This is a genomic window from Methylomonas sp. 2F7, assembly GCF_057126975.1.
In genome coordinates this window covers 259671-278970 of sequence record NZ_CP195203.1, presented here as the reverse complement: position 1 = coordinate 278970, position 19300 = coordinate 259671, and the positions used below count along the sequence as shown (strand labels likewise).

Annotated in this window: 19 protein-coding genes and 1 other RNA gene; 8 read left to right on the top strand and 12 right to left on the bottom strand. The window is 53.8% G+C overall.

The genetic code is table 11. The features are described 5' to 3' along the window. Positions 1-2 precede the first annotated feature (2 nt). The 4 genes from ACR64Q_RS01300 to orn form a co-directional block, all read right to left on the bottom strand. On the bottom strand, positions 3-392 hold the full coding sequence (locus tag ACR64Q_RS01300) for a group I truncated hemoglobin (RefSeq protein WP_026603224.1): 390 nt from the start codon (positions 390-392) through the stop codon (positions 3-5). Between the two features lie 157 nt (positions 393-549). After that, a complete protein-coding gene (serS, locus tag ACR64Q_RS01295) occupies positions 550-1821 on the bottom strand; it encodes a serine--tRNA ligase (protein WP_313733334.1) in 1272 nt (423 codons plus the stop codon). Positions 1822-1863: 42 nt separating this feature from the next. Continuing rightward, entirely contained in the window at positions 1864-2571 is a 708-nt protein-coding gene (gene crcB, locus ACR64Q_RS01290; protein ID WP_026603222.1) for a fluoride efflux transporter CrcB, read from the bottom strand. Continuing rightward, positions 2571-3116, bottom strand: coding sequence for an oligoribonuclease (gene orn, locus ACR64Q_RS01285; RefSeq protein ID WP_036277782.1), 546 nt, complete (start codon positions 3114-3116; stop codon positions 2571-2573). The genes crcB and orn overlap by 1 nt, the downstream gene beginning before the upstream one ends. Positions 3117-3205: 89 nt before the next feature. Here orn and ACR64Q_RS01280 point away from each other — a divergent pair, with 89 nt between their 5' ends. The 7 genes from ACR64Q_RS01280 (at position 3206) to ACR64Q_RS01250 (ending at position 10829) form a co-directional block, all read left to right on the top strand. Continuing rightward, entirely contained in the window at positions 3206-4456 is a 1251-nt protein-coding gene (locus ACR64Q_RS01280) for a M48 family metallopeptidase (RefSeq protein ID WP_026603220.1), read from the top strand. Next, a complete protein-coding gene (gene rsgA, locus ACR64Q_RS01275; RefSeq protein WP_026603219.1) occupies positions 4456-5367 on the top strand; it encodes a ribosome small subunit-dependent GTPase A in 912 nt (303 codons plus the stop codon). The genes ACR64Q_RS01280 and rsgA overlap by 1 nt, the downstream gene beginning before the upstream one ends. A 122-nt stretch (positions 5368-5489) precedes the next feature. Next, complete coding sequence (locus tag ACR64Q_RS01270) at positions 5490-7517, top strand: dehydrogenase E1 component subunit alpha/beta (protein WP_026603218.1); 2028 nt, start codon at positions 5490-5492, stop codon at positions 7515-7517. Between the two features lie 9 nt (positions 7518-7526). Then, a complete protein-coding gene (locus tag ACR64Q_RS01265; protein ID WP_313733333.1) occupies positions 7527-8630 on the top strand; it encodes a 2-oxo acid dehydrogenase subunit E2 in 1104 nt (367 codons plus the stop codon). A gap of 31 nt (positions 8631-8661) precedes the next feature. Next, complete coding sequence (locus ACR64Q_RS01260) at positions 8662-8928, top strand: acyl carrier protein (protein ID WP_026603216.1); 267 nt, start codon at positions 8662-8664, stop codon at positions 8926-8928. Between the two features lie 54 nt (positions 8929-8982). Continuing rightward, entirely contained in the window at positions 8983-9840 is an 858-nt protein-coding gene (locus tag ACR64Q_RS01255; RefSeq protein WP_026603215.1) for a hypothetical protein, read from the top strand. Next, on the top strand, positions 9837-10829 hold the full coding sequence (locus tag ACR64Q_RS01250) for a polysaccharide deacetylase family protein (RefSeq protein WP_026603214.1): 993 nt from the start codon (positions 9837-9839) through the stop codon (positions 10827-10829). The genes ACR64Q_RS01255 and ACR64Q_RS01250 overlap by 4 nt, the downstream gene beginning before the upstream one ends. A gap of 63 nt (positions 10830-10892) precedes the next feature. Here ACR64Q_RS01250 and ACR64Q_RS01245 read toward each other — a convergent pair whose 3' ends face one another. The 8 genes from ACR64Q_RS01245 to rluC all read right to left on the bottom strand — a co-directional run bounded on the left by ACR64Q_RS01245 (position 10893) and on the right by rluC (position 16605). Continuing rightward, positions 10893-11231, bottom strand: coding sequence for a histidine triad nucleotide-binding protein (locus ACR64Q_RS01245; RefSeq protein WP_026603213.1), 339 nt, complete (start codon positions 11229-11231; stop codon positions 10893-10895). 8 nt (positions 11232-11239) lie between these two features. Further along, positions 11240-11836: a recombination mediator RecR gene (recR, locus tag ACR64Q_RS01240; protein WP_026603212.1), complete on the bottom strand. Its 597-nt coding sequence runs from the start codon at positions 11834-11836 to the stop codon at positions 11240-11242. A 2-nt stretch (positions 11837-11838) separates the two neighbouring features. After that, positions 11839-12162, bottom strand: coding sequence for a YbaB/EbfC family nucleoid-associated protein (locus ACR64Q_RS01235; RefSeq protein WP_026603211.1), 324 nt, complete (start codon positions 12160-12162; stop codon positions 11839-11841). Positions 12163-12179: 17 nt separating this feature from the next. Next, entirely contained in the window at positions 12180-13778 is a 1599-nt protein-coding gene (gene dnaX, locus ACR64Q_RS01230) for a DNA polymerase III subunit gamma/tau (RefSeq protein ID WP_313733330.1), read from the bottom strand. A gap of 33 nt (positions 13779-13811) precedes the next feature. After that, positions 13812-13908, bottom strand: an RNA gene (gene ffs, locus ACR64Q_RS01225) — signal recognition particle sRNA small type. Positions 13909-14023: 115 nt separating this feature from the next. Beyond that, entirely contained in the window at positions 14024-15007 is a 984-nt protein-coding gene (gene sppA, locus ACR64Q_RS01220; RefSeq protein WP_026603209.1) for a signal peptide peptidase SppA, read from the bottom strand. 7 nt (positions 15008-15014) lie between these two features. Continuing rightward, a complete protein-coding gene (locus ACR64Q_RS01215; RefSeq protein WP_313733329.1) occupies positions 15015-15662 on the bottom strand; it encodes an HAD-IA family hydrolase in 648 nt (215 codons plus the stop codon). Then, positions 15646-16605, bottom strand: coding sequence for a 23S rRNA pseudouridine(955/2504/2580) synthase RluC (rluC, locus tag ACR64Q_RS01210; RefSeq protein WP_313733328.1), 960 nt, complete (start codon positions 16603-16605; stop codon positions 15646-15648). The genes ACR64Q_RS01215 and rluC overlap by 17 nt, the downstream gene beginning before the upstream one ends. Before the next feature lie 418 nt (positions 16606-17023). Here rluC and ACR64Q_RS01205 point away from each other — a divergent pair, with 418 nt between their 5' ends. Further along, on the top strand, positions 17024-19252 hold the full coding sequence (locus tag ACR64Q_RS01205; protein WP_313733327.1) for an Rne/Rng family ribonuclease: 2229 nt from the start codon (positions 17024-17026) through the stop codon (positions 19250-19252). The last annotated feature ends 48 nt before the right edge of the window (positions 19253-19300 follow it).

Here is a 19300-nt window from a genome sequence, read left to right as displayed (position 1 = left end):
TTTTATTTACCCAGCACTTCGCCTCTAACGCTTTCTACCAGTGCCGCAGCTTCCGCGATGAGTTCGGCAGGCACATTCAGCTCTTGCATGGTTGCGCCCAGATGTTCCATGACGGCATCGTAATGGGAGTCGTTCAAACCCATTTTTACCAAGCGTGCGTGGCCGTCGCGCAAGGAACGTCCGGTGTAGTTGTTGGGGCCGCCGAAAGCCACCGTCATAAAGGTTTTTAAATGCTCGGCTTGTTTAGCCATGTCGGTTCTTTCAAAAAAGCGGTTGATTCGATAATCCCCTAGCACTTTGCCGTAGAACACATCGACCGCCGCGTTGACTGCCGCTTCGCCGCCGATACGTTCATATAAAGATGGTCCTTGTACTTCGTTTGCTTCACTCATGTTACCCCCTCATTATAATTTTCTAATTTTCGAGGCGGCGTCTAAACCGGCAAACTATTGATTTTGGCTGATTTAGCGGCCTCGGCGGCGATGATACCCGATGATAGTTTCGCATCCAAACTATTTCACCGCCGCCAAAGCCCCGACTGGCTGTAAGTTATTGAATCTTCTCAAGACCACCCAGATAAGGCCGCAAAGCTTCCGGCACGGTGATCGAACCGTCTTCGTTTTGATAATTTTCCATCACCGCGATTAAGGTCCGTCCGGCAGCCAATCCCGAGCCGTTTAAGGTATGCACCAACTCAGGTTTGCCGGTTTCCGGATTGCGCCAGCGCGCTTGTAAACGACGCGCCTGGAAATCCTTGAAGTTACTGCATGAAGAAATTTCGCGGTATTTTTGCTGGCCGGGCAACCAGACTTCCAAATCGTAGGTTTTGGACGATGAAAAGCCGGTGTCGCCCGCGCACAGCAGCACCTTACGGTACGGCAGGTTCAGCTTTTTCAGAATGGTTTCGGCATGGGCGGTCAATTCTTCATGCGCTTGCGCCGATTGCTCCGGCGTGACGATTTGCACCAACTCAACTTTCTCGAATTGATGCTGACGAATCATGCCTCGTACATCGCTGCCGTATGCGCCGGCTTCGCTGCGAAAACACGGTGAATGACAAACGAATTTCAACGGCATTTGCTTGGCTTCGACAATCACATCGCGGACGATGTTGGTGACCGGCACTTCGGCGGTCGGGATCAAATAAAACGTCGGATCGTTTTGGACCGTGAACAGATCTGCTTCGAACTTGGGTAATTGGCCAGTACCGCGCAAACTGTCGGCATTAGCCAAAAACGGTACATAGGTTTCCTGATAACCATGTTCGTTGATATGCGTATTCAGCATCAGTTGAATAATTGCGCGCTGCAAAGTGGCCAGTTTGCCGGCCAATACCACGAAACGGGCGCTGGCAATCTTGGCGCCCAGTTCGAAATTCATGCCCAATGGCTCGCCCAAATCGACGTGGTCTTTTGGGGTAAACGCAAACTGCCGAGGCTCACCCCAACGGCTGACTTCCTGATTGTCCGCATCGCTTTTACCGGCCGGCACCGCTTCGTCGAGAATATTGGGAATGCCTTCCATTAGGACACTCAATTGGTTTTGAATGTCGTTCAACTCAGATTCTGCGGCTTTCAGTTGATCGCCCAAATCCGCGACTTGATCCAGCAGGGGTTGCACGTCTTCGCCCTTGGCCTTAGCTTGGCCGATGGCTTTAGAACGGGTGTTGCGTTCGTTTTGCAGCTCCTGGGTTTTGACCTGAACCTCTTTACGCCGGTCTTCCAGGGCTTGATAGGCAGCGGCATCGAATTGAAAACCGCGTCTTTGCAATTGTTGTAAAACCAGTTCCAGGTCGCTTCGAAATAAACGGGGGTCTAGCATGGTGATGAATATCCTGAATTGAAGAAAGAGAGAAAACGGCGGCTATACCTGCTTGCCCAGCCACAAGCCAAGCCAAAGCGCAGCAGTGCAAAAAACGACATTACTCAAAAAAACGGTCAGCATTGCCCCCATATGCGATTCAAAGGAATGGCCGCTTTCCAGCAGGTAGAGAATTAAATATAAGCCGGACAGGGTGATGAATAAACCAATCAGCACGGTCACTAAAATAGCCCGGTATTCTATTGAAACGGACAGTTTGTGCATCAACACCGTGGCGACGATGCCGATCAAAAACGCGCCGATGCCATTAACCAGCGTCAAGGCATAAGGAAACGGCCAATCGAACAGGCGGAATGTACCTTGCGAATAGAAAAATAACCCTTTGCCTAGCGCCAGACCGGCCCATACGGCCAACAGACACCCAAACACGCTGGCGACAATATTTAGCCCGGCCTTGCTGATTTGACCTTGTTCCAGCAAATAGAAAGTTTCCAGGGAAAAGCTGGAAAAGGTGGTAAAGCCGCCCATCACTCCGACGATAATCGCGGTCCGGTATTCCAACGCTATCGCAAGCCTTTGCAGGATCAGTGCTTCAGTCATCAGCCCGATCAGAAACGAGCCGAGCAAATTTACAGTCAACGTACCGTAAGGAAAGCCCCTACCCAGCCACAAATACACCCCGCTGGAGGCCAGATAGCGCAACATGGAGCCGATGGCGCCGCCCAGTGCGACCGCGAACAATTGCAACATCAGAATTTAAAGAACGTTTCCCGGTAGTACCGCAGTTCTTCGATGGACTCGATAATGTCGTCCAAGGCTTTGTGCGAGGCCTGCTTGTTGAAGCCGTCCTTCAACTGCGGCGCCCAGCGCGCGGCCAATTCTTTCACGGTAGACACATCCAGGTTACGGTAGTGGAAAAACGCTTCTAATTTGGGCATGTAGCGATACAAAAACCGCCTATCCTGACAAATGCTGTTACCGCATATCGGCGAGGTTTTGGCGGGCACCCATTGCTGCAAAAACGCGATGGTGCGAGCCTCCGCTTCGGCAGCATCGATTTTGGAGTCTTTGACCCGCTGAATCAGGCCGGATTGACCATGATGCTGCTGGTTCCAGTCGTCCATTGCCGCCAACGCCGCGTCGGATTGATGCACCGCCATCACCGGCCCTTCGGCCAGGATTTGCAGATTTTTGTCGGTCACTACCGTGGCGATTTCGATGATCAGATCGTTATCAGGATCTAAGCCTGTCATTTCCAGATCGATCCAGATAAGATTGTCGGCATCTTGAGCCATTTTCATTCCATGGTATTAATAATGTTGCGGCAAATTGTAGCATTAGCTAATCTGTACCGCTAATTGTTAACCCCACCTACATAGGCTTGATGAACACGTTTACCGGCATTTTTTTAGTAGCTTTAGTCCTTTCCTACGGCACCCAATTCTGGCTGGCAATGCGCCAGAAATCCTACGTTTTGCAGCATCGTGAGCAGGTGCCGACCGCCTTTCAAGACCGGGTGTCGCTCAGCGCCCACCAAAAGGCTGCCGATTACACCATAGAGAAAAGCAAGCTGGGCGACATCGACAGCGTGATCGGCATGATATTTCTGCTGGCGCTGACCTTGGGTGGCGGCATCAGCCTGGTATTCGATTTCTGGTCGACCTTCGACTTGTCGCCGCTGATAGCGAGTTTGTTCTCAATGGCCAGCATTTTTCTGCTGATGACCGTGATTGAAATCCCGTTCAGCTTGTACCAAACCTTTGTCATCGAAGAAAAATACGGCTTCAATAAAAGCAAACTGCCGCAGTTCGTGAAAGACCAACTGATGTCCATGGGCTTGACGCTGGCGATAGGTTTGCCGATTCTGGCCCTGATTCTGTGGGTAATGGACAGCATCGGCGGCCTCTGGTGGCTTTATGCCTGGGCCATCATCATGAGTTTTTCGCTGTTGATGAGTTGGCTGTTTCCTACTCTAATCGCCCCACTGTTTAACAAATTCGAGCCTATGCAGGAAGGGTCGTTGAAACAACGCATTCAGGGCTTGCTGGAACGTTGCGGCTTTAACAGCCAAGGTATTTTCATCATGGACGGTTCACGCCGTTCCGGTCATGGCAATGCTTATTTCACCGGCTTGGGCAACAACAAGCGCATCGTATTTTTCGATACGCTGGTCAATTCGCTGGACGAGGAAGAATTGGAAGCGGTTTTGGCCCATGAACTGGGCCATTTCAAATGCAAACACACCATCAAAATGCTGGTCGCATCGTCGGTAATGACACTAATCAGCTTTGCAGTCTTGGGCTGGTTGATTACTCAGGATTGGTTCTTTGACGGCCTAGGCGTCAGCACCCACTCCAACGCCGCGGCGCTGTTGCTGTTTATGCTGGTATCGCCTGTCTTCACCACCTTCATGCAACCGATCAGCGCCTATTTTCAACGTAAATTCGAATTCGAAGCCGATGATTTTGCCACCCGCAACGCCCAAGGCAGCAAAATGATTAGCGGCTTGGTGAAACTTTATGAAGAAAACGCCAGCACCCTGACGCCCGACCCACTTTACTCGGCGTTCCATTACAGCCATCCGCCCGCCGCGATCCGCATAGCGCATATCGAAGAAAAGATGCAGTCCGCCTGATGGCAGGCCTGCACGAGGGATTGGTGGTCGCCCATCTCGGCAAGGGTATCGCCGTCGAGGTGAGCGACGACGCTGACAAAGCTGCCGAGCAACTCGTGCTCTGCCAGACTTTACGTAAACTGGACACAGTGGTCGTCGGCGACCGAGTGTTGCTCTCCATGTCCTCCCCCGAGCAAGGCCGCATCGAGCAGATACTGCCCAGGCGCTCGGTGTTGCAGCGTCCCAGCCGCGGCAACGACACGCGGCCGGTAGCGGCTAATCTGGATACCATTTTCATCGTCTTCGCCGCCGAACCGGAATGCGATTTTTTGCTGCTGGATCAATACCTGGCAATCTGCGAAAACTGCAATATCGATGCTGCTTTGGTGTTAAATAAAGTCGATCTGCCGCTGTCACCTTTGGTTGAAGAAGGGTTAGCCTATTATCAAAACTTGGGCTACAGCCTGCATAGAGTCAGTGCCAACCAAAAAATCGGCATAGCCGGCTTGCAACAGGTTTTGGCGCAGCGAACCAGCATGTTCGCCGGCCAATCCGGGGTTGGCAAGTCCTCATTAACTAATGCGCTATTGCCGGATCGGAATTTAAAGATCAACAGCGTCTCTGAAATCACCCGCCACGGTCGCCACACCACTACTGCCGCGACGCTTTACCATTTACCGGGCGGCGGCGATCTGATCGACAGCCCCGGCGTCGCGATATTTGGCTTGGCGGGGTTGTCGGAAGGGCAACTGGCTTGGGGTTATAGAGAGTTTCAGCCGTACATTTCCAAATGCCGCTTCAACGACTGTCGGCACGTCACCGACAAGGATTGCGCGGTGCGGCTGGCCGTAGAAGCGGGGCAAATTGCTTCCGAGCGCTATCAGCGCTTCTTAAAACTCAGAGAAAAGATGCCGCCAGGCAATCGCAACTAATCTCTCCAAACAGATGATTTCGCACCCCGGATCAATTCAATCGGTTCTTGCACGGTATTCTCGGTTCGCGTAAATTATATTCTTATGACTAAAGCACTATCCAAGACCGCCGGAACCAGTAAATGGACACACATAAAGTAGCACGCCTTCCGGAGGATAAAACTTGGGAAGTGCCGGGTTTCATTCGCGACCAGCACGGTAAACCGCAAATCGGGCTTGAGCCGGAAAGTCTTTATGCTTACGGTCACCTGATTCGCCTGACCGAAGAGCTGGTGCTTGATCAATTTTCCCGCGGCCTGGTCTCGGGCACCACCCACACCTGCATCGGCCAAGAACTTACCGCATTATCGGTGGTGCGTGCCTTGGATCATCCTGATGACGCCGTCCTCTCCAATCATCGCAATCACGGGCATTTCCTGTCGTACTCCGGCGACTTTGTCGGGCTGGTTGGCGAAATTATGGGTCGCGAGGCTGGCGCCTGCCGCGGTTGGGGCGGCAGTCAACATCTGGTCCACCGCAATTTTCACAGCAACGGAGTCCAAGGCGGCATGCTGGGCATCGGCGCCGGCCTGGCTTTGGCGCGCAAGCTGCACGGCAGTGCCGGAATCGTAGCAGCCATCATTGGCGACGGCACCCTAGGTCAGGGCTTGCTATACGAAGCTATGAATCTGGCGTCGGTCTGGAAAGCACCGCTGCTGGTCGTAGTCGAGAACAACGGCATTTCTCAAACTACAGTCAGTCGCGACAACCTGGGCGGCGACATCGAAGCCCGCGGCACGGCATTCGGGCTACCCACCTGGCGCATTGCGGACAATGATCCGGAGTTTTGCGACAAAGTAGCGGAAGTAGTCAGCGCGGTACGCGCAAGTCGCGGTCCCGGTTTCCTGGTGATTGACACCCGACGGATGGGTCCGCACAGCAAAGGCGACGATCTGCGCGATCCAAACGAACTTGCAGAAATTCGCGCCCGCGATCCCTTGGCCGCGTTAGCCAGACAGTTGCCTGCCGATACGCTGGCAACCATCGAGGCCCGTAATCGCGAGTTTGTGGAAACGGTACGCCAGGCAGCCAACGCCTCGCCGGAAGCCACGCTTGCCGAACCCCCAACCCATATCTTCACCGCCCAACTTGAGCACCCAGTGCCCAGTTATCCGCTAGTCGCGGCGGGCAGCAACGTGCGTCAGGCGCTTAACACCGCCTTGCAATTTCTGCTCAAGTCCGATCAGCGCACGCTATTAATCGGCGAAGACCTGCACGACCCCTACGGCGGCGCCTTCAAAGTCACACAAGGCCTGTCCAGCGAATTTCCCGGTCGCGTCATCTCCACACCGATCAGCGAGGCAGGCATCACCGGCTCGTCTATCGGCTTGTCGCTTGATGGCTACTTGCCCATCGTGGAAATCATGTTCGCCGACTTCCTGTCGCTATGCCTGGATCAACTGCTCAACCATGCCGTAAAGTTTCCCGGCATGTTCGCAGACACCTCGGTGCCTATCGTCATCCGCACGCCTTGCGGCGGCCGGCGCGGTTACGGCCCCACACACAGCCAAAGCCCGGAACACCTGTTTACCTCGGTGCCGGGTCTGACCGTGGTTTACGGCAGCCACAGACACAATGTCGCCGAACTCCTGATCGACGCGGTACTGCGCTGGCACTATCCGGTGCTGTTTCTTGAACACAAACTGCTGTACGGCGAAAAGATGGATCAGGCGGATTATGTCGCGCTGGCGGCAACGGATGATGTCGCTACCCACCTGTTCCCTACATTACGTCGCGGTGCGAACGAACCTGATGTAACCTTAGTAAGCTACGGTGGCATGCTGACGATGACGGAAGCCGTGGCAAACAGGCTGGAAAACGAAGAAGAGCTGGAAGTTGAAATCGTCTCGCCGTCGCTGCTTTCGCCACTGCCGCGCGAATCGTTGATCAAGCATCTGGCAACGCGGGAGTGCGTGGTCGTGATCGAGGAATCTCACCACGACTTCGGCGTCAGCGCCGAAATAGCCGCCGCTTTGCTCGAGTCCGGATTCAAGGGCGAGTTTCTGCGCATCGGTACACCGCCCGTGCCCATCGCCTCCGCCCGCAGTCTGGAGCGCAGCATTATTCCCGACGAACAATCGATCATCGACCAAATTCTCGACCTTTTTTAAAGGACAGCCATGCCCAGTTTCCAAACCGTCCCCTGCGTGAACATCAACGACGAGTTCGTGGACGTCGTCAGCATCGACGTCAAGCAAGGCAAGTTCATCAATAGCGGTGACGTAGTCGCCACCGTCGAAACCGACAAATCCATGATAGACGTGGTCGCGGAACAGGACGGCTACGTGCTGAGGGTCGACTGCGAACCGGGACAAAAAATCCGCGTCGGTGCAGTGATGTTCTGGCTGGGCGCCACGCGCGACGAAGCGATCCCGGAAGAAACCAAGGACAGTTCGTCAACAGTAAGCTCCGTGCGCCAACCCACTGCAAAAGCCAGAGCCATGCTCAAGGAACTGGACATCGACCCGGCCCGCGTTCCTGCCAGTGGCGAGCGCCTGTCGGTAGCCGATATCGAAGCTTGGCTGAGCAAGGGCGGCAAGCCGGGCAAATCCGCACTATCGACCCAAACGGCTATCCGCCGGGAAGATACGCCAGCAGTTGCCGGCGACTTGCAGGAATTGTCGCCGGAAGCGGCGGGCATGCTGCACACAGTTGCCTGGCATCGGGATTTTGCGGCCTCGGCCTATCTGGAGGTCGAATACGACCCCAAACCCTGGGAGGAGCGGGCCGCCACCTATGCGGCGGAACATAAACTAATGCTCTCGCCCTTGCTGCCGCTGATGGCTTTTCGTCTGGCCGAACTGGGCCGCGAACGGCCTTTGATCAATTCCACGATAGTCAACGGTCAGCGTTTCCAATATACGCCCGTGAATATCGGCTTTACCGTGCAGGCCGGATCTATGCTTTATCTAACTGTGGTCCGCGACACTCAAGACATGGATGCGGCACAATTCATCAGCGCCCTAGGCGAGGTACAGCGCCACGCGATGGCTCACAAGCTGCCGCCGCAGGAAGCCTCCGGCGCCACCTTATCGTTTTCGAGTATGGCCCGCTGGAATGTCAGCCGCCACACCCCTATTCTACCGCCGCAAACATCGCTGATTATCGCCCACGCAGCCCCGAAAAATTCGGACAAGGCCGTATTGGGCGCCACTTACGATCATCGTGTTCTCACGGGTTTTGACGTCGCACAGGTGCTGCTGGCGTTGTCTCGTCCGGCATAACCAGCACACATAAACCAGAGGCTACCGATAAATGAACCTAAATCCCGACCAGATCAAAGCCGCGATTCGCAACAAAGTAATAGAACTTGCCAAAGCGTTGGATATGGACGCGTCCGGCGTCACTGACGAAGACATCCTGCCCGCCACCGGCTTGCTCGACTCCGGCGCCATTCTGGAATTGGTGGTCTGGTTCGAGGCCAGCTACGACTTTCGGATCAAACAGGAAGACATGAACATCGACAATCTCGGCTCGATTAACGCGATGACCAACTTTCTGCTTTCCAGCAAACCAGCGTAACCATAATAATCACCCCATACGCCTATTTGACCCCATTGCGCTGAAGGAATAATCATGGCCATGCCGACGCTGGAACCGATTCAAGACGGCGACCTGCTCGCTTTCTGCCAATTTCTTACGGAGCACCTCAGTTCCGAGCGCAGCGCCGAACAATGGGTGCAAGCTTTCCAGCAGAACTGGGGGGTCGCCAAACCCAACAACGGCTTTCTGATTCGCGACGAGGGCAAAATTGTCGGCGGCATAGGCGCGATCTATGCCGAGTGCATCATCCGCGGCCAAGCGGAACAATTTTGCAATATCACCAGTTGGTGCGTGCTGGAAGCCTTCCGCTCCCAAAGCATGCGGCTGGCGATGGCTGTCGTCTCGCAGCCCGGCTTCCATTTCACCGACCTGACGCCGACGGAAGTGGTATCGAAGACGCTACAGTTCCTGAAGTTCAAGCCCATGAACGAACGCCACGCACTGTGGCCCAATCTTCCCTGGCCATTTGCCCGCCTCACCGGCATTCGCGTGCTTACCGATTACGATGCAATCGAGCAAGCGCTGGCGCCGGCGGATGCCAAAGTATTTCATGATCACCGCCACCTACCCTGGCTAAGACATCTTGCCGTTGGGAAACCCGGCGCGTATTGTCTTGTGACGTGGAAACCGAACCGATTGAAAGGCATACCCGGCGCGCTAATAATAGGATTCAGCGATCCCGAGCTGTTTCTGAATTACCGACAAACCATCGGCTGGCACCTGTTACAAAACGGCTGTTTTTATACGCGAGTGGAATCACGTCTGCTACCTAGGTTACCGCTGATTTCGCACGAACTAGCCGGCTATCGCAACAAAGTATTTCGCAGCGACACGCTGGTCGAGTCAGACATCAGCAACTTTTATTCCGAGATCGTGGGGCTAAACCAGTGAGTGAGCGAAAACTGATTCGCGTAGACAGCGAAACTCGCCCCATCCTCACGGTAGTCATCCATACCGAAGAGGAGTTCGACTGGAACAAGCCGCACGACAGACACGCCACAGGCGTCAAGCATATGCGTCACATCGACCGTGCGCAGAATGTTTTCGATAGTTTTGGTATTGTGCCGAACTATGTGGTCGACTATCCGATTGCCTCGCAAGAAGCAGCCTTCGGTCCGCTTAAAGCCTACGCCGATTCGGGCCGAGCACTGATCGGTGCGCATTTGCATCCCTGGGTGTCGCCACCGTACGATGAAGAACTGAATGCGCGCAATTCCTATCCCGGCAATTTACCGCGCGCGTTGGAGCATGAAAAACTCCGGCTACTCACTGAGCAAATCAAGACCTCGTTCGGCACCTCGCCCTTAACTTATCTTGCCGGCCGTTACGGCTTCGGCCCCAATACCGGTGAGATTCTCGAGGATCTGGGCTATGAAGTCGATATCAGCGTTGCCGCTTCAATCGATTACAGCGCTGACGGCGGTCCGGACTACTCTAGCTACACCAGTGACCCGTTTTGGTTTGGCAGCCAGCGCCGCCTGCTCAGCTTACCGGGCTCCGGCGGTTATGTAGGAAGCTTACGAGCAGGCGGCACGCCCCTTTACCGCCGATTGATGCATCCTTGGCTGCGCAAGTCCAAAATATCGGGCGCTGTCGCAAGGCTCCGGCTATTGGAACGGATTAGGCTATCGCCGGAGGATTACAGTGAACCGGAAATGCGCCGCTTAACCAATTCCTTGCTGGACGATGGCGTGCGAATCTTTGTGTTCAGCTTTCACTCACCCTCGGTGATGCCTGGCGGTACGCCTTACGTGAACAGCGACGCGGATCTTGAACGGTTTTTGGAAAAATGCCGTCGCTACTTCGACTTTTTTATGCGCGAACTGGGCGGAACCTCCATGACCCCGCTAGAGATAAAGGACTGGCTGGAACAGCATTGATCCGCCCGGCGGTTACCAAAATGCATAAAAAAGCCGCGAATTTCGCGGCTTTTTTTATTTGATTTAACCCGGAGGCCAATGCATCTGTCTGCCCGCCAGCAGATGCAGATGTAAGTGATGCACGGTCTGTCCGCCATCGCCGTTGCAGTTGAATATTGTCCGGTAACCGCTTTCCGCATAGCCAAACTGCCCCGCAATTTTAGCGGCGGTTTGCAGCATTCGCCCGCCTAGCAAGGCATCATCGAGATCGTTTAAATTGGCGACATGTCGCTTCGGAATGACCAGCACATGCAAGGGCGCCTGCGGATGAATATCTCGGAACGCCAATAGTTGCTCATCTTCGTAAACCACATCCGGCTTGATTTCGCCGCTGGCCATCTTGCAAAACAAACAATCGCTCATGTTTCCTCCTAAAATTCCCGGCGGCCGTTGAAGGCATGTGCCAAGGTACCGCTGTCGATAAATTCCAGCTCACCGCCCATCGGTACACCGTGCGCGATGCGCGTAGCGCGGATATTGAATTTGGCCGCGACTTCGCCGATGAAATGCGCGGTGGCCTGGCCTTCCACGGTGGAATTAGTGGCCAGAATGATTTCCTTGATTTGCCCGGATGCCATGCGCTGCTCGAGTAACTCAACACCAAGCTGATCGGGACCGATGCCATCCAACGGCGACAAGCGGCCATGCAGCACAAAGTATTTGCCTTTGAAGGTGGTAGCTTGATCGATCACCCATACATCGGCCGGACTTTCGACTACACACAAGGTTTCCGAATCGCGTAACGGGTTGGCGCAGACCTCGCACAATTCCGCTTCGGTCAAGGTCCGACACTCGCGGCAGTGGCCGACTTCGGCGATGGCTTTCGCAAGCATTTTGCTTAGCTGCATGCCGCCGTCGCGGTTGCGCTGCAACAGATGAAAAGCCATGCGTTGCGCCGATTTCGGCCCGACGCCGGGCAGGCAGCACAGGCTTTGGATCAACTCTTTCAGCAAACCCTGGTTTTGCATGTTTAGAACGGCATTTGGAAACCGGGCGGAATCGGGATGCCGGCTGTGACGTCGGCCATTTTTTCTTTTTTCATTTTGCCGACTTTATGCACGGCGTCGTTGATCGCCGCCGCCACCAAGTCTTCCAGCATATCCTTGTCGTCGCCGACCAGGGATGGATCGATACTGACCTTACGCACCTCGCGTTTGCCGGTCATCACAATCGTCACCAAGCCGCCGCCGGATTCGCCGTGTACTTCCATCGCCCCCAGTTCTTCCTGGGCTTTTTTTAAGTTGTCCTGCATTTTTTGGGCTTGTTGCATGATGCCCGCTAGCGCATTTTTCATCATCGTCTCTCCAATATTTAATTCAGCGGTTCGATACTACCAGGCATGATTCTGGCGCCAAAGGTGTCTTTCAAAGCCTGTACATTTTCATCGGTGTTAATGCTATCCACCGCCGCTTGCTGCCGATCTTCGCGGGCTTTTTGAATTTCCAGCGCAGGCGTCATTTGCTGCTCTGCTTGCTTGCTTATGACCAGTTTTAAGGGTTTACCGTAATAATTTTGCAACGCTACCCTTAGATTGTCCTCGGCTTTAGTACCGATCTGCTGGAAGCTCGGATCGAGCAGCAAGCGACAACTGCTGTCGTCGATACCGTCCAACACGCAATTATTCGCAAGTTCGCGGGTACGGCCGCTGATATTCAACGCAGCGATAATCTCGGTCCAATTGCCCGGATTGGTAGTTTGCGAGACCGATGTAGGACGCGGCTCTTCGATAGTTTTAGCGCTGCTCTCCACAGCCACGGCCGGCACCGATGTACTGGCAACCGGCTTAACGGCAGGCGATTTGACTGGCTCAAGCGCTTGCGCTTCTGCAGTTTGCGGCCGAAAAGTCAGCATCCGCAACATCACCATTTCAAACCCGCTGCGCGGATCGGGTGCCAGCGGCAGATCGCGTTGGCCGATCAAGCCAATCTGATAATACAGTTGCACGTCTTCCGGCAATAAAGTCTTAGCGAGCATATCCAACAATTGCTTATCAAATTCCTGATCGACGAAATCCGGCATTTGCTGTAACAGCGCTACCCGATGCAACACTCGCAGCATCTGTTGCAGAATATCGGCAAAATCGGGCGTCAATTCCGCCACATCGGCAATTTTTGCCAGTAACCTCCGCGCATCACCAGCAGCCAGCGCTTGCAAAATATCGTCGATGGGTTGCTGGGCGACGGTGCCGAGCATGCCTATCACCGCTTCGGTCGTGACGCTGCCGCTACCGTAAACGATAGCCTGATCCAGCAGACTCAAGCCATCTCGCAAGCTGCCGTCGGCGGCTCGGCCCAACATTTTTAGCGCAGCAGGCTCGAAAGTGATTTGCTCCTGGCCCAAAATAAACTGCATCTGCGCATCGATTTGCTCCGGCAACAGCCGCTTCAAATTGAATTGCAAGCAGCGCGACAATACCGTGACCGGAATTTTATGCGGATCGGTAGTAGCCAGCAGAAACTTGACGTGCGGCGGCGGCTCTTCCAGGGTCTTTAACAGGGCGTTAAAGCTATGCCCGGACAGCATGTGCACTTCGTCGATCAAATAGACTTTGTAGCGACCTTGATTGGGCGCGTACTGAGCGTTGTCGAGCAGATCGCGGGTATCTTCGACTTTGGTGCGGGAGGCGGCATCGACTTCGATCAAGTCCATAAACCGGCCCTGTTCGAAATCCCGGCACACCTGGCATTCGCCGCAGGGATTAAAATCTTTCAGATTTTCGCAGTTGATGGCTTTGGCGAGAATCCGCGCCACCGTGGTTTTGCCAACACCGCGCGTGCCGGTGAACAGATAGGCATGATGCAATCTATCATGTTGCAAGGCGTGCATTAGCGATTGGCTGACATGCTCCTGACCGACAAGCTGGGTGAAGTTGCTGGGACGCCATTTTCTGGCAAGAACCTGATAAGCCATTAGCAACGCGGAAAGGCAAGAGTTGGGCGGCTACTGCGCCAGCCACATCCCGGCACACGAGTCCGCTGCTACCGTTGCTTCCTTCCGGACCTGGCGGGGTTTACAGCGTATCGTTGCGAGAGGACCGACACAGTAACCATAAAACATCAGCAAGACGCTGAAGAGTTGCGCATTATCCATAAAAGCCAACAGATAAGCAACTGTCTTGCCAAAATTAAGTAAATAACTCCGACAACGCCCCTCGGCTACTGTATTGCCGGAATAGGCAAACTGCTGGCAATGGCATGACCGAACGAGGCGCCGAACTTGCCGGCCAAGCGGTCGATCAAGCGCTCCTGCGGGGTAAAGTTTACTTTTTCCTCGGTGCCGAACTGGTCGCGCGCGACACTATCAACGCTACCGAAATCGTCCGCCAACCCCAGCCTGACGCCTTCCGTACCGGTCCAAATCAGCCCGGAGAACATCTCCGGCGCTTCGACTTCCTTCAAACGTTTGCCGCGTCCTTCCCGCACCGCACCGATGAATTGTTGGTGTACTTGATCCAGCAATGACTGCATATGCTTGCTTTCTTGCTGATTGACCGGCGAGAACGGATCGAGCATGGCTTTGTGCGCGCCGGCGGTCAACAAGCGCCGCTCCACGCCCAGTTTGTCCAACACATCGGTAAAACCGAAGCCATTCATGATTACGCCGATAGAGCCGATGATACTGGCCTGATTCACGAATATCTTGTCGGTAGCCGAAGCAACATAATAACCGCCGGATGCGCACATATCGCCCACTACCGAATAAATCGGCAATTGCGGATGTTCGACTTTCAAGCGCCTGATTTCATCGTAAATGTATGCCGATTGTACCGGACTGCCGCCGGGCGAATTGATATTGAGGATGATACCCTTGGTATTTTTATCCTTGGCTGCATCGCGCAAGCCCTCAATCACCGTATCGGCGCCGGCGGCCTCACCTTCTACAATCTGCCCCAACACATCGACGATAGCCACATGCTCGCCCGTACCGGAATCGATGCCCTCCTTAAATTTTGGATACACCGCTATACCCAACGCGACAGTCAAATAAGCAAAGGTCAGCAGCTTAAAGAATATTCCCCAGCGCCGCGCGGCTTTTTGCTCATCGATCGCCGCGAACGCCAATTTTTCCAGCACCGACTTTTCCCAACCGGGGCTGTTTTCAGCATTATCTTCGGGAAGATCGTAATTATTCTCCACCATTTGTCTCCTATATGATTCCGATTAAGTCGGTGGGGTAGTTCACACACAACAAGGGATTGTACTTTTGCAAGGTTGCCGCGGAATGCGCGCCGCAAGTAACGCCGACTGACGCGATTTGCGCATTTAGGGCCATTTGCAAATCGTGCACCGAATCGCCGACCATCAAGGTCCGCTGTTTATCTACGCCCAGTTCGGCCATGATTTCATCCAGCATTAGCGGATTGGGCTTGGAAGCCGTTTGGTCCGCGCAACGCGTGGTACAAAACAAACCTGCCGCTCCGGTCGCATTCATTGCCGCATGCAAACCCGTGCTTTTTTTGCCGGTCGCCACGGCCAGACGATAACCTTGACTGCGAAACTGCGTCAGCATGTCATGCACGCCGGGAAACAAGTCGTCAGGGCCAATTTTCTTGGTAAAAAAGGTTTTCGCGTAATCGGCAGCGATCTTTTGACGGATATCGGACTCTTCATCCGGAAACAATTGCTTCATCGCATTTTCGATGCTCAAGCCGACAATGTCCCTGACCGCTTGCACGTCTGGCACCGCACATTCGCAATTCATCGCCGCTTGCTGGATGCAATGCACGATCCAGTCCACCGAATCCATCAAAGTACCGTCCCAATCGAAAATAATTAAATCAAAGCGGTTTTTCATGATTCAGCAAGTCTTTTAAATCCTCGGGCAAAGGCGCCGTGAAGTGCAGCAAGGCGCCGTTTACAGGGTGGGCGAACTGCAATTGCTCGGCATGCAAAAACAAACGTTTGTAGCCGCGCTTTTTAAAGGCTCTATTCGTACTGTCATCGCCATAGCGGTCGTCGGCCACAATCGGATGCCCCAACCAAGCAGCATGCACCCTAATCTGATGGGTGCGGCCAGTCTTGGGTGCAGCATGCACCAAGGTCACATCCTGAAACTGCTTCAAGCGGGTGAACAAGGTTTCCGCGGATTTGCCGGCTTGGCTGACCACCACCATCCGTTCGCCACCTTGGGCGACGTTTTTCAACAAGGGCACCTCGACTAACTGCTTCTTGCGTTGGAACTGCCCAACCAGCAAGGCAAGATACGTCTTCTGAATACCATCGCCGCGAAAAAGTTCATGCAATAGCTTCAATACCGAGCGCTTCTTGGCAATCAACAGACAACCGGAGGTTTCCTTGTCCAGCCTATGCACCAGCTCCAAAAATTTCTGTTGCGGCCGAACCTGTCTTAGCCCCTCGATCACGCCGGAACTGACGCCGCTACCGCCATGCACCGCAAAACCCGCTGGCTTGTTCAACACGATAAAGCCGTCGTCTTCGTAGAGAATGTGGTTTTCCAGGCTGAACTTCAAGGTGGGCTGAACGATGATTTCGTCTTTTTTTTCCGCGACTCTGACCGGGGGAATTCGCACAATATCGCCCAACTGCAACTTGTAACTGACGTCGATACGGCCTTTATTGACCCGAACTTCGCCCTTTCTAACCATGCGATAGATACGGGTTTTGGGGACGCCTTTGAGATAAGTGATCAGAAAATTATCGAGCCTTTGTTCGCTGTTTGCCTCGGTAATCTCCAGCCATTGTACTTGCGGATTGGTCTGATTTTCTGCGGTATTCATGCAGCAAATAATAACAACATATCCGCCAGCCATGTTTAAAATTGCTGCTGTCAATAAACATTGCTATATTAGGCTAGTTTATCTTTGGATAGACTTTAGCTATAAAAATTTAAAGACCGGGGTTTCAGCGTTGTGTCTTCGCGCTGACCTAAAAGAATTTTTTCGGGTTTTATCGCTCAACCCATGATGAGCGAGCTGCATCCTTAGAATAGAGTTCGGTATAACAGACCTCCCACTTTTCAAGCGCCACCCTCGGCAATGCCGATAACCCGCTGCGACAATTACTACAACTAATTGCAGTTTTCCGTCAGTCTGGCCGCTCACTTAAGTACATATTGGGAAACACGCCGCCTTTATCCGCGACAACCAAACCTGTTTAAGCTCTAAGTAGGATACAAATTACAATAAGGATAATTTAATGAAAAGAATGCTTATCAACGCCACGCAGCCCGAAGAGCTGCGGGTGGCATTGGTAGATGGTCAGAAACTCTATGATTTCGACATCGAAGTTCCTTCAAAAGAACAAAAAAAATCTAACATTTATAAAGGTATCATCACTCGGGTAGAACCCAGCCTAGAAGCCGCCTTCGTTAATTACGGCGCCGAAAAACACGGTTTCCTGCCGTTCAAGGAAATCGCTCCTGAATATAGAACAGGCGATAACGAAGAAGGTAAATCCTCCAAGTCCAATATTCGCGAAGGCCAGGAAATCGTCGTTCAGATTGAAAAAGAAGAACGCGGCAACAAAGGCGCGGCGCTAACGACGTACATCAGTCTGGCCGGCACCTATTTGGTGTTGATGCCCAACAATCCGAAAGCCGGTGGTATTTCCCGCCGTATCGAAGGCGACAACCGTAGCGAATTGCGCGAAACCATGGCCGCGCTGGAAATTCCGGACAGCATGGGTTTGATCATCCGCACCGCCGGCTCCGACAAAAACGTCGAAGAACTGCAATGGGATTTGAACTACCTGTTGCAACTGTGGGAAGCCATCGACCGTTCCAGCAGCGAACAAACTGCGCCTTTCCTGATTTTCCAGGAAAGCAACGTGATCATCCGCGCCTTGCGCGATCATTTGCGCGGCGACATCGACGAAATCCTGATCGACCAGGAAGGCGCCTTCAAACTGGTGCATAACTTCCTGAAGCAGGTAATGCCGCATAATCTGCACAAGGCCAAACTGTATCAGGACAGCGTACCGCTATTCAGCCGCTACCAGATCGAAACCCAGATCGAAATGGCTTATCGCCGCGAAGTGTCTCTGCCTTCCGGCGGCTCGATAGTCATCGATCATACCGAAGCATTGACTTCGGTCGACATCAACTCGGCGCGCGCCACCAAAGGCAGCGACATCGAAGAAACCGCGTTGAACACCAATTTGGAAGCGGCCGACGAAATTGCTCGCCAATTGCGTTTGCGCGACTTGGGCGGTTTATTCGTGATCGATTTCATCGACATGATGTCCAACAAAAACCAACGTGAAGTGGAAAACCGTCTGCGCGATGCCCTAAAAATCGACCGCGCCCGCATCCAGACCGGTCGTATTTCTCGGTTCGGCTTGATGGAAATGTCCAGACAGCGTCTGCGTCCCTCGCTGGGCGATTCCACGCAGCTGACCTGCCCGCGCTGCAAGGGCCAAGGCACGATCCGCAACGTCGAATCGGTCACGCTGGCCGTCTTGCGCTTGATCGAAGAAGAAGCGATGAAAAAAGGCACCGAGCGCGTCATCGCCCACCTGCCTATCGATTGCGCGACGTTCTTGCTGAACGAGAAACGCGCGGCGATTCAAGAAATCGAAACCAGACTGCAAGTCGGCATTATCGTACTGCCTAGTAAGCACCTGGAAACGCCGGCTTACGACATCGAACGCATCAAATCGGCCGGCGAAGTTAGCGAAGAAAAAGCCAGCCATTTGCATATCAAGGAAGAAGATATTTCAGTACCGGAATTTGCCAAACAGGCCGGTCCCAAAGCCGAAAAAGCCGCTATCAAGGAGTTTTTACCAGACTCCCCTGCCCCCGTACAAAGCAAAAAAACCTCTGCCGGTTTGATTCAACGCTTCTGGCAGCGTCTGATCGGGAGTAGCAAAGCCGCAGAAGGCGCTGAAGCCGCTGAAAAAAGCAGCGAAGATAAACCCAGATCCGGTAGAAACAATCGCCGGGACCGTGGAGATCGCGGCGACAGAGGGGAGAGAGGCGAGCGCTCAACATCAGGTCGTAACAACAACCGCCGTAACAACAACCGTCGCCCACCCAACGGCGCGGCAAATAGTGAAGCTACCGGCAACTTACCGGCCGAGCCGAAACAAACCGTGGCTATTGACCAGGAAAACGGTGGAGACGCCGCTGCAACCGCCAAAAAAGAGAACGGCGGCCAAGAACGTAGCCGCCGCAGCCGTAGCCGCAGACGCGGCCCGCGCAACGGCGGCGAGAGACGTCCCGAGCAAAGCGCCGGTGGCGAAGCTGGCGAGAATAGCCAAGCGGGAAATCAAGACGGCGAACGTCCAGCCCCCGCGTCCAGCTATTCCGAAGGCGGCGAAGCAGCCAGCCAGCCGCGCTCTTATGACAGAGAGTTCGCCGAGCGCAGCAACAATCGCCACAGCGAAACACCTCAAGAACCTATCAGCCGTAGCGCTAGCGAAGACTGATTAAAAAAGCCGGGCAACAGTTCTTGCTGTTGCCCGGCTTTCTCAAGT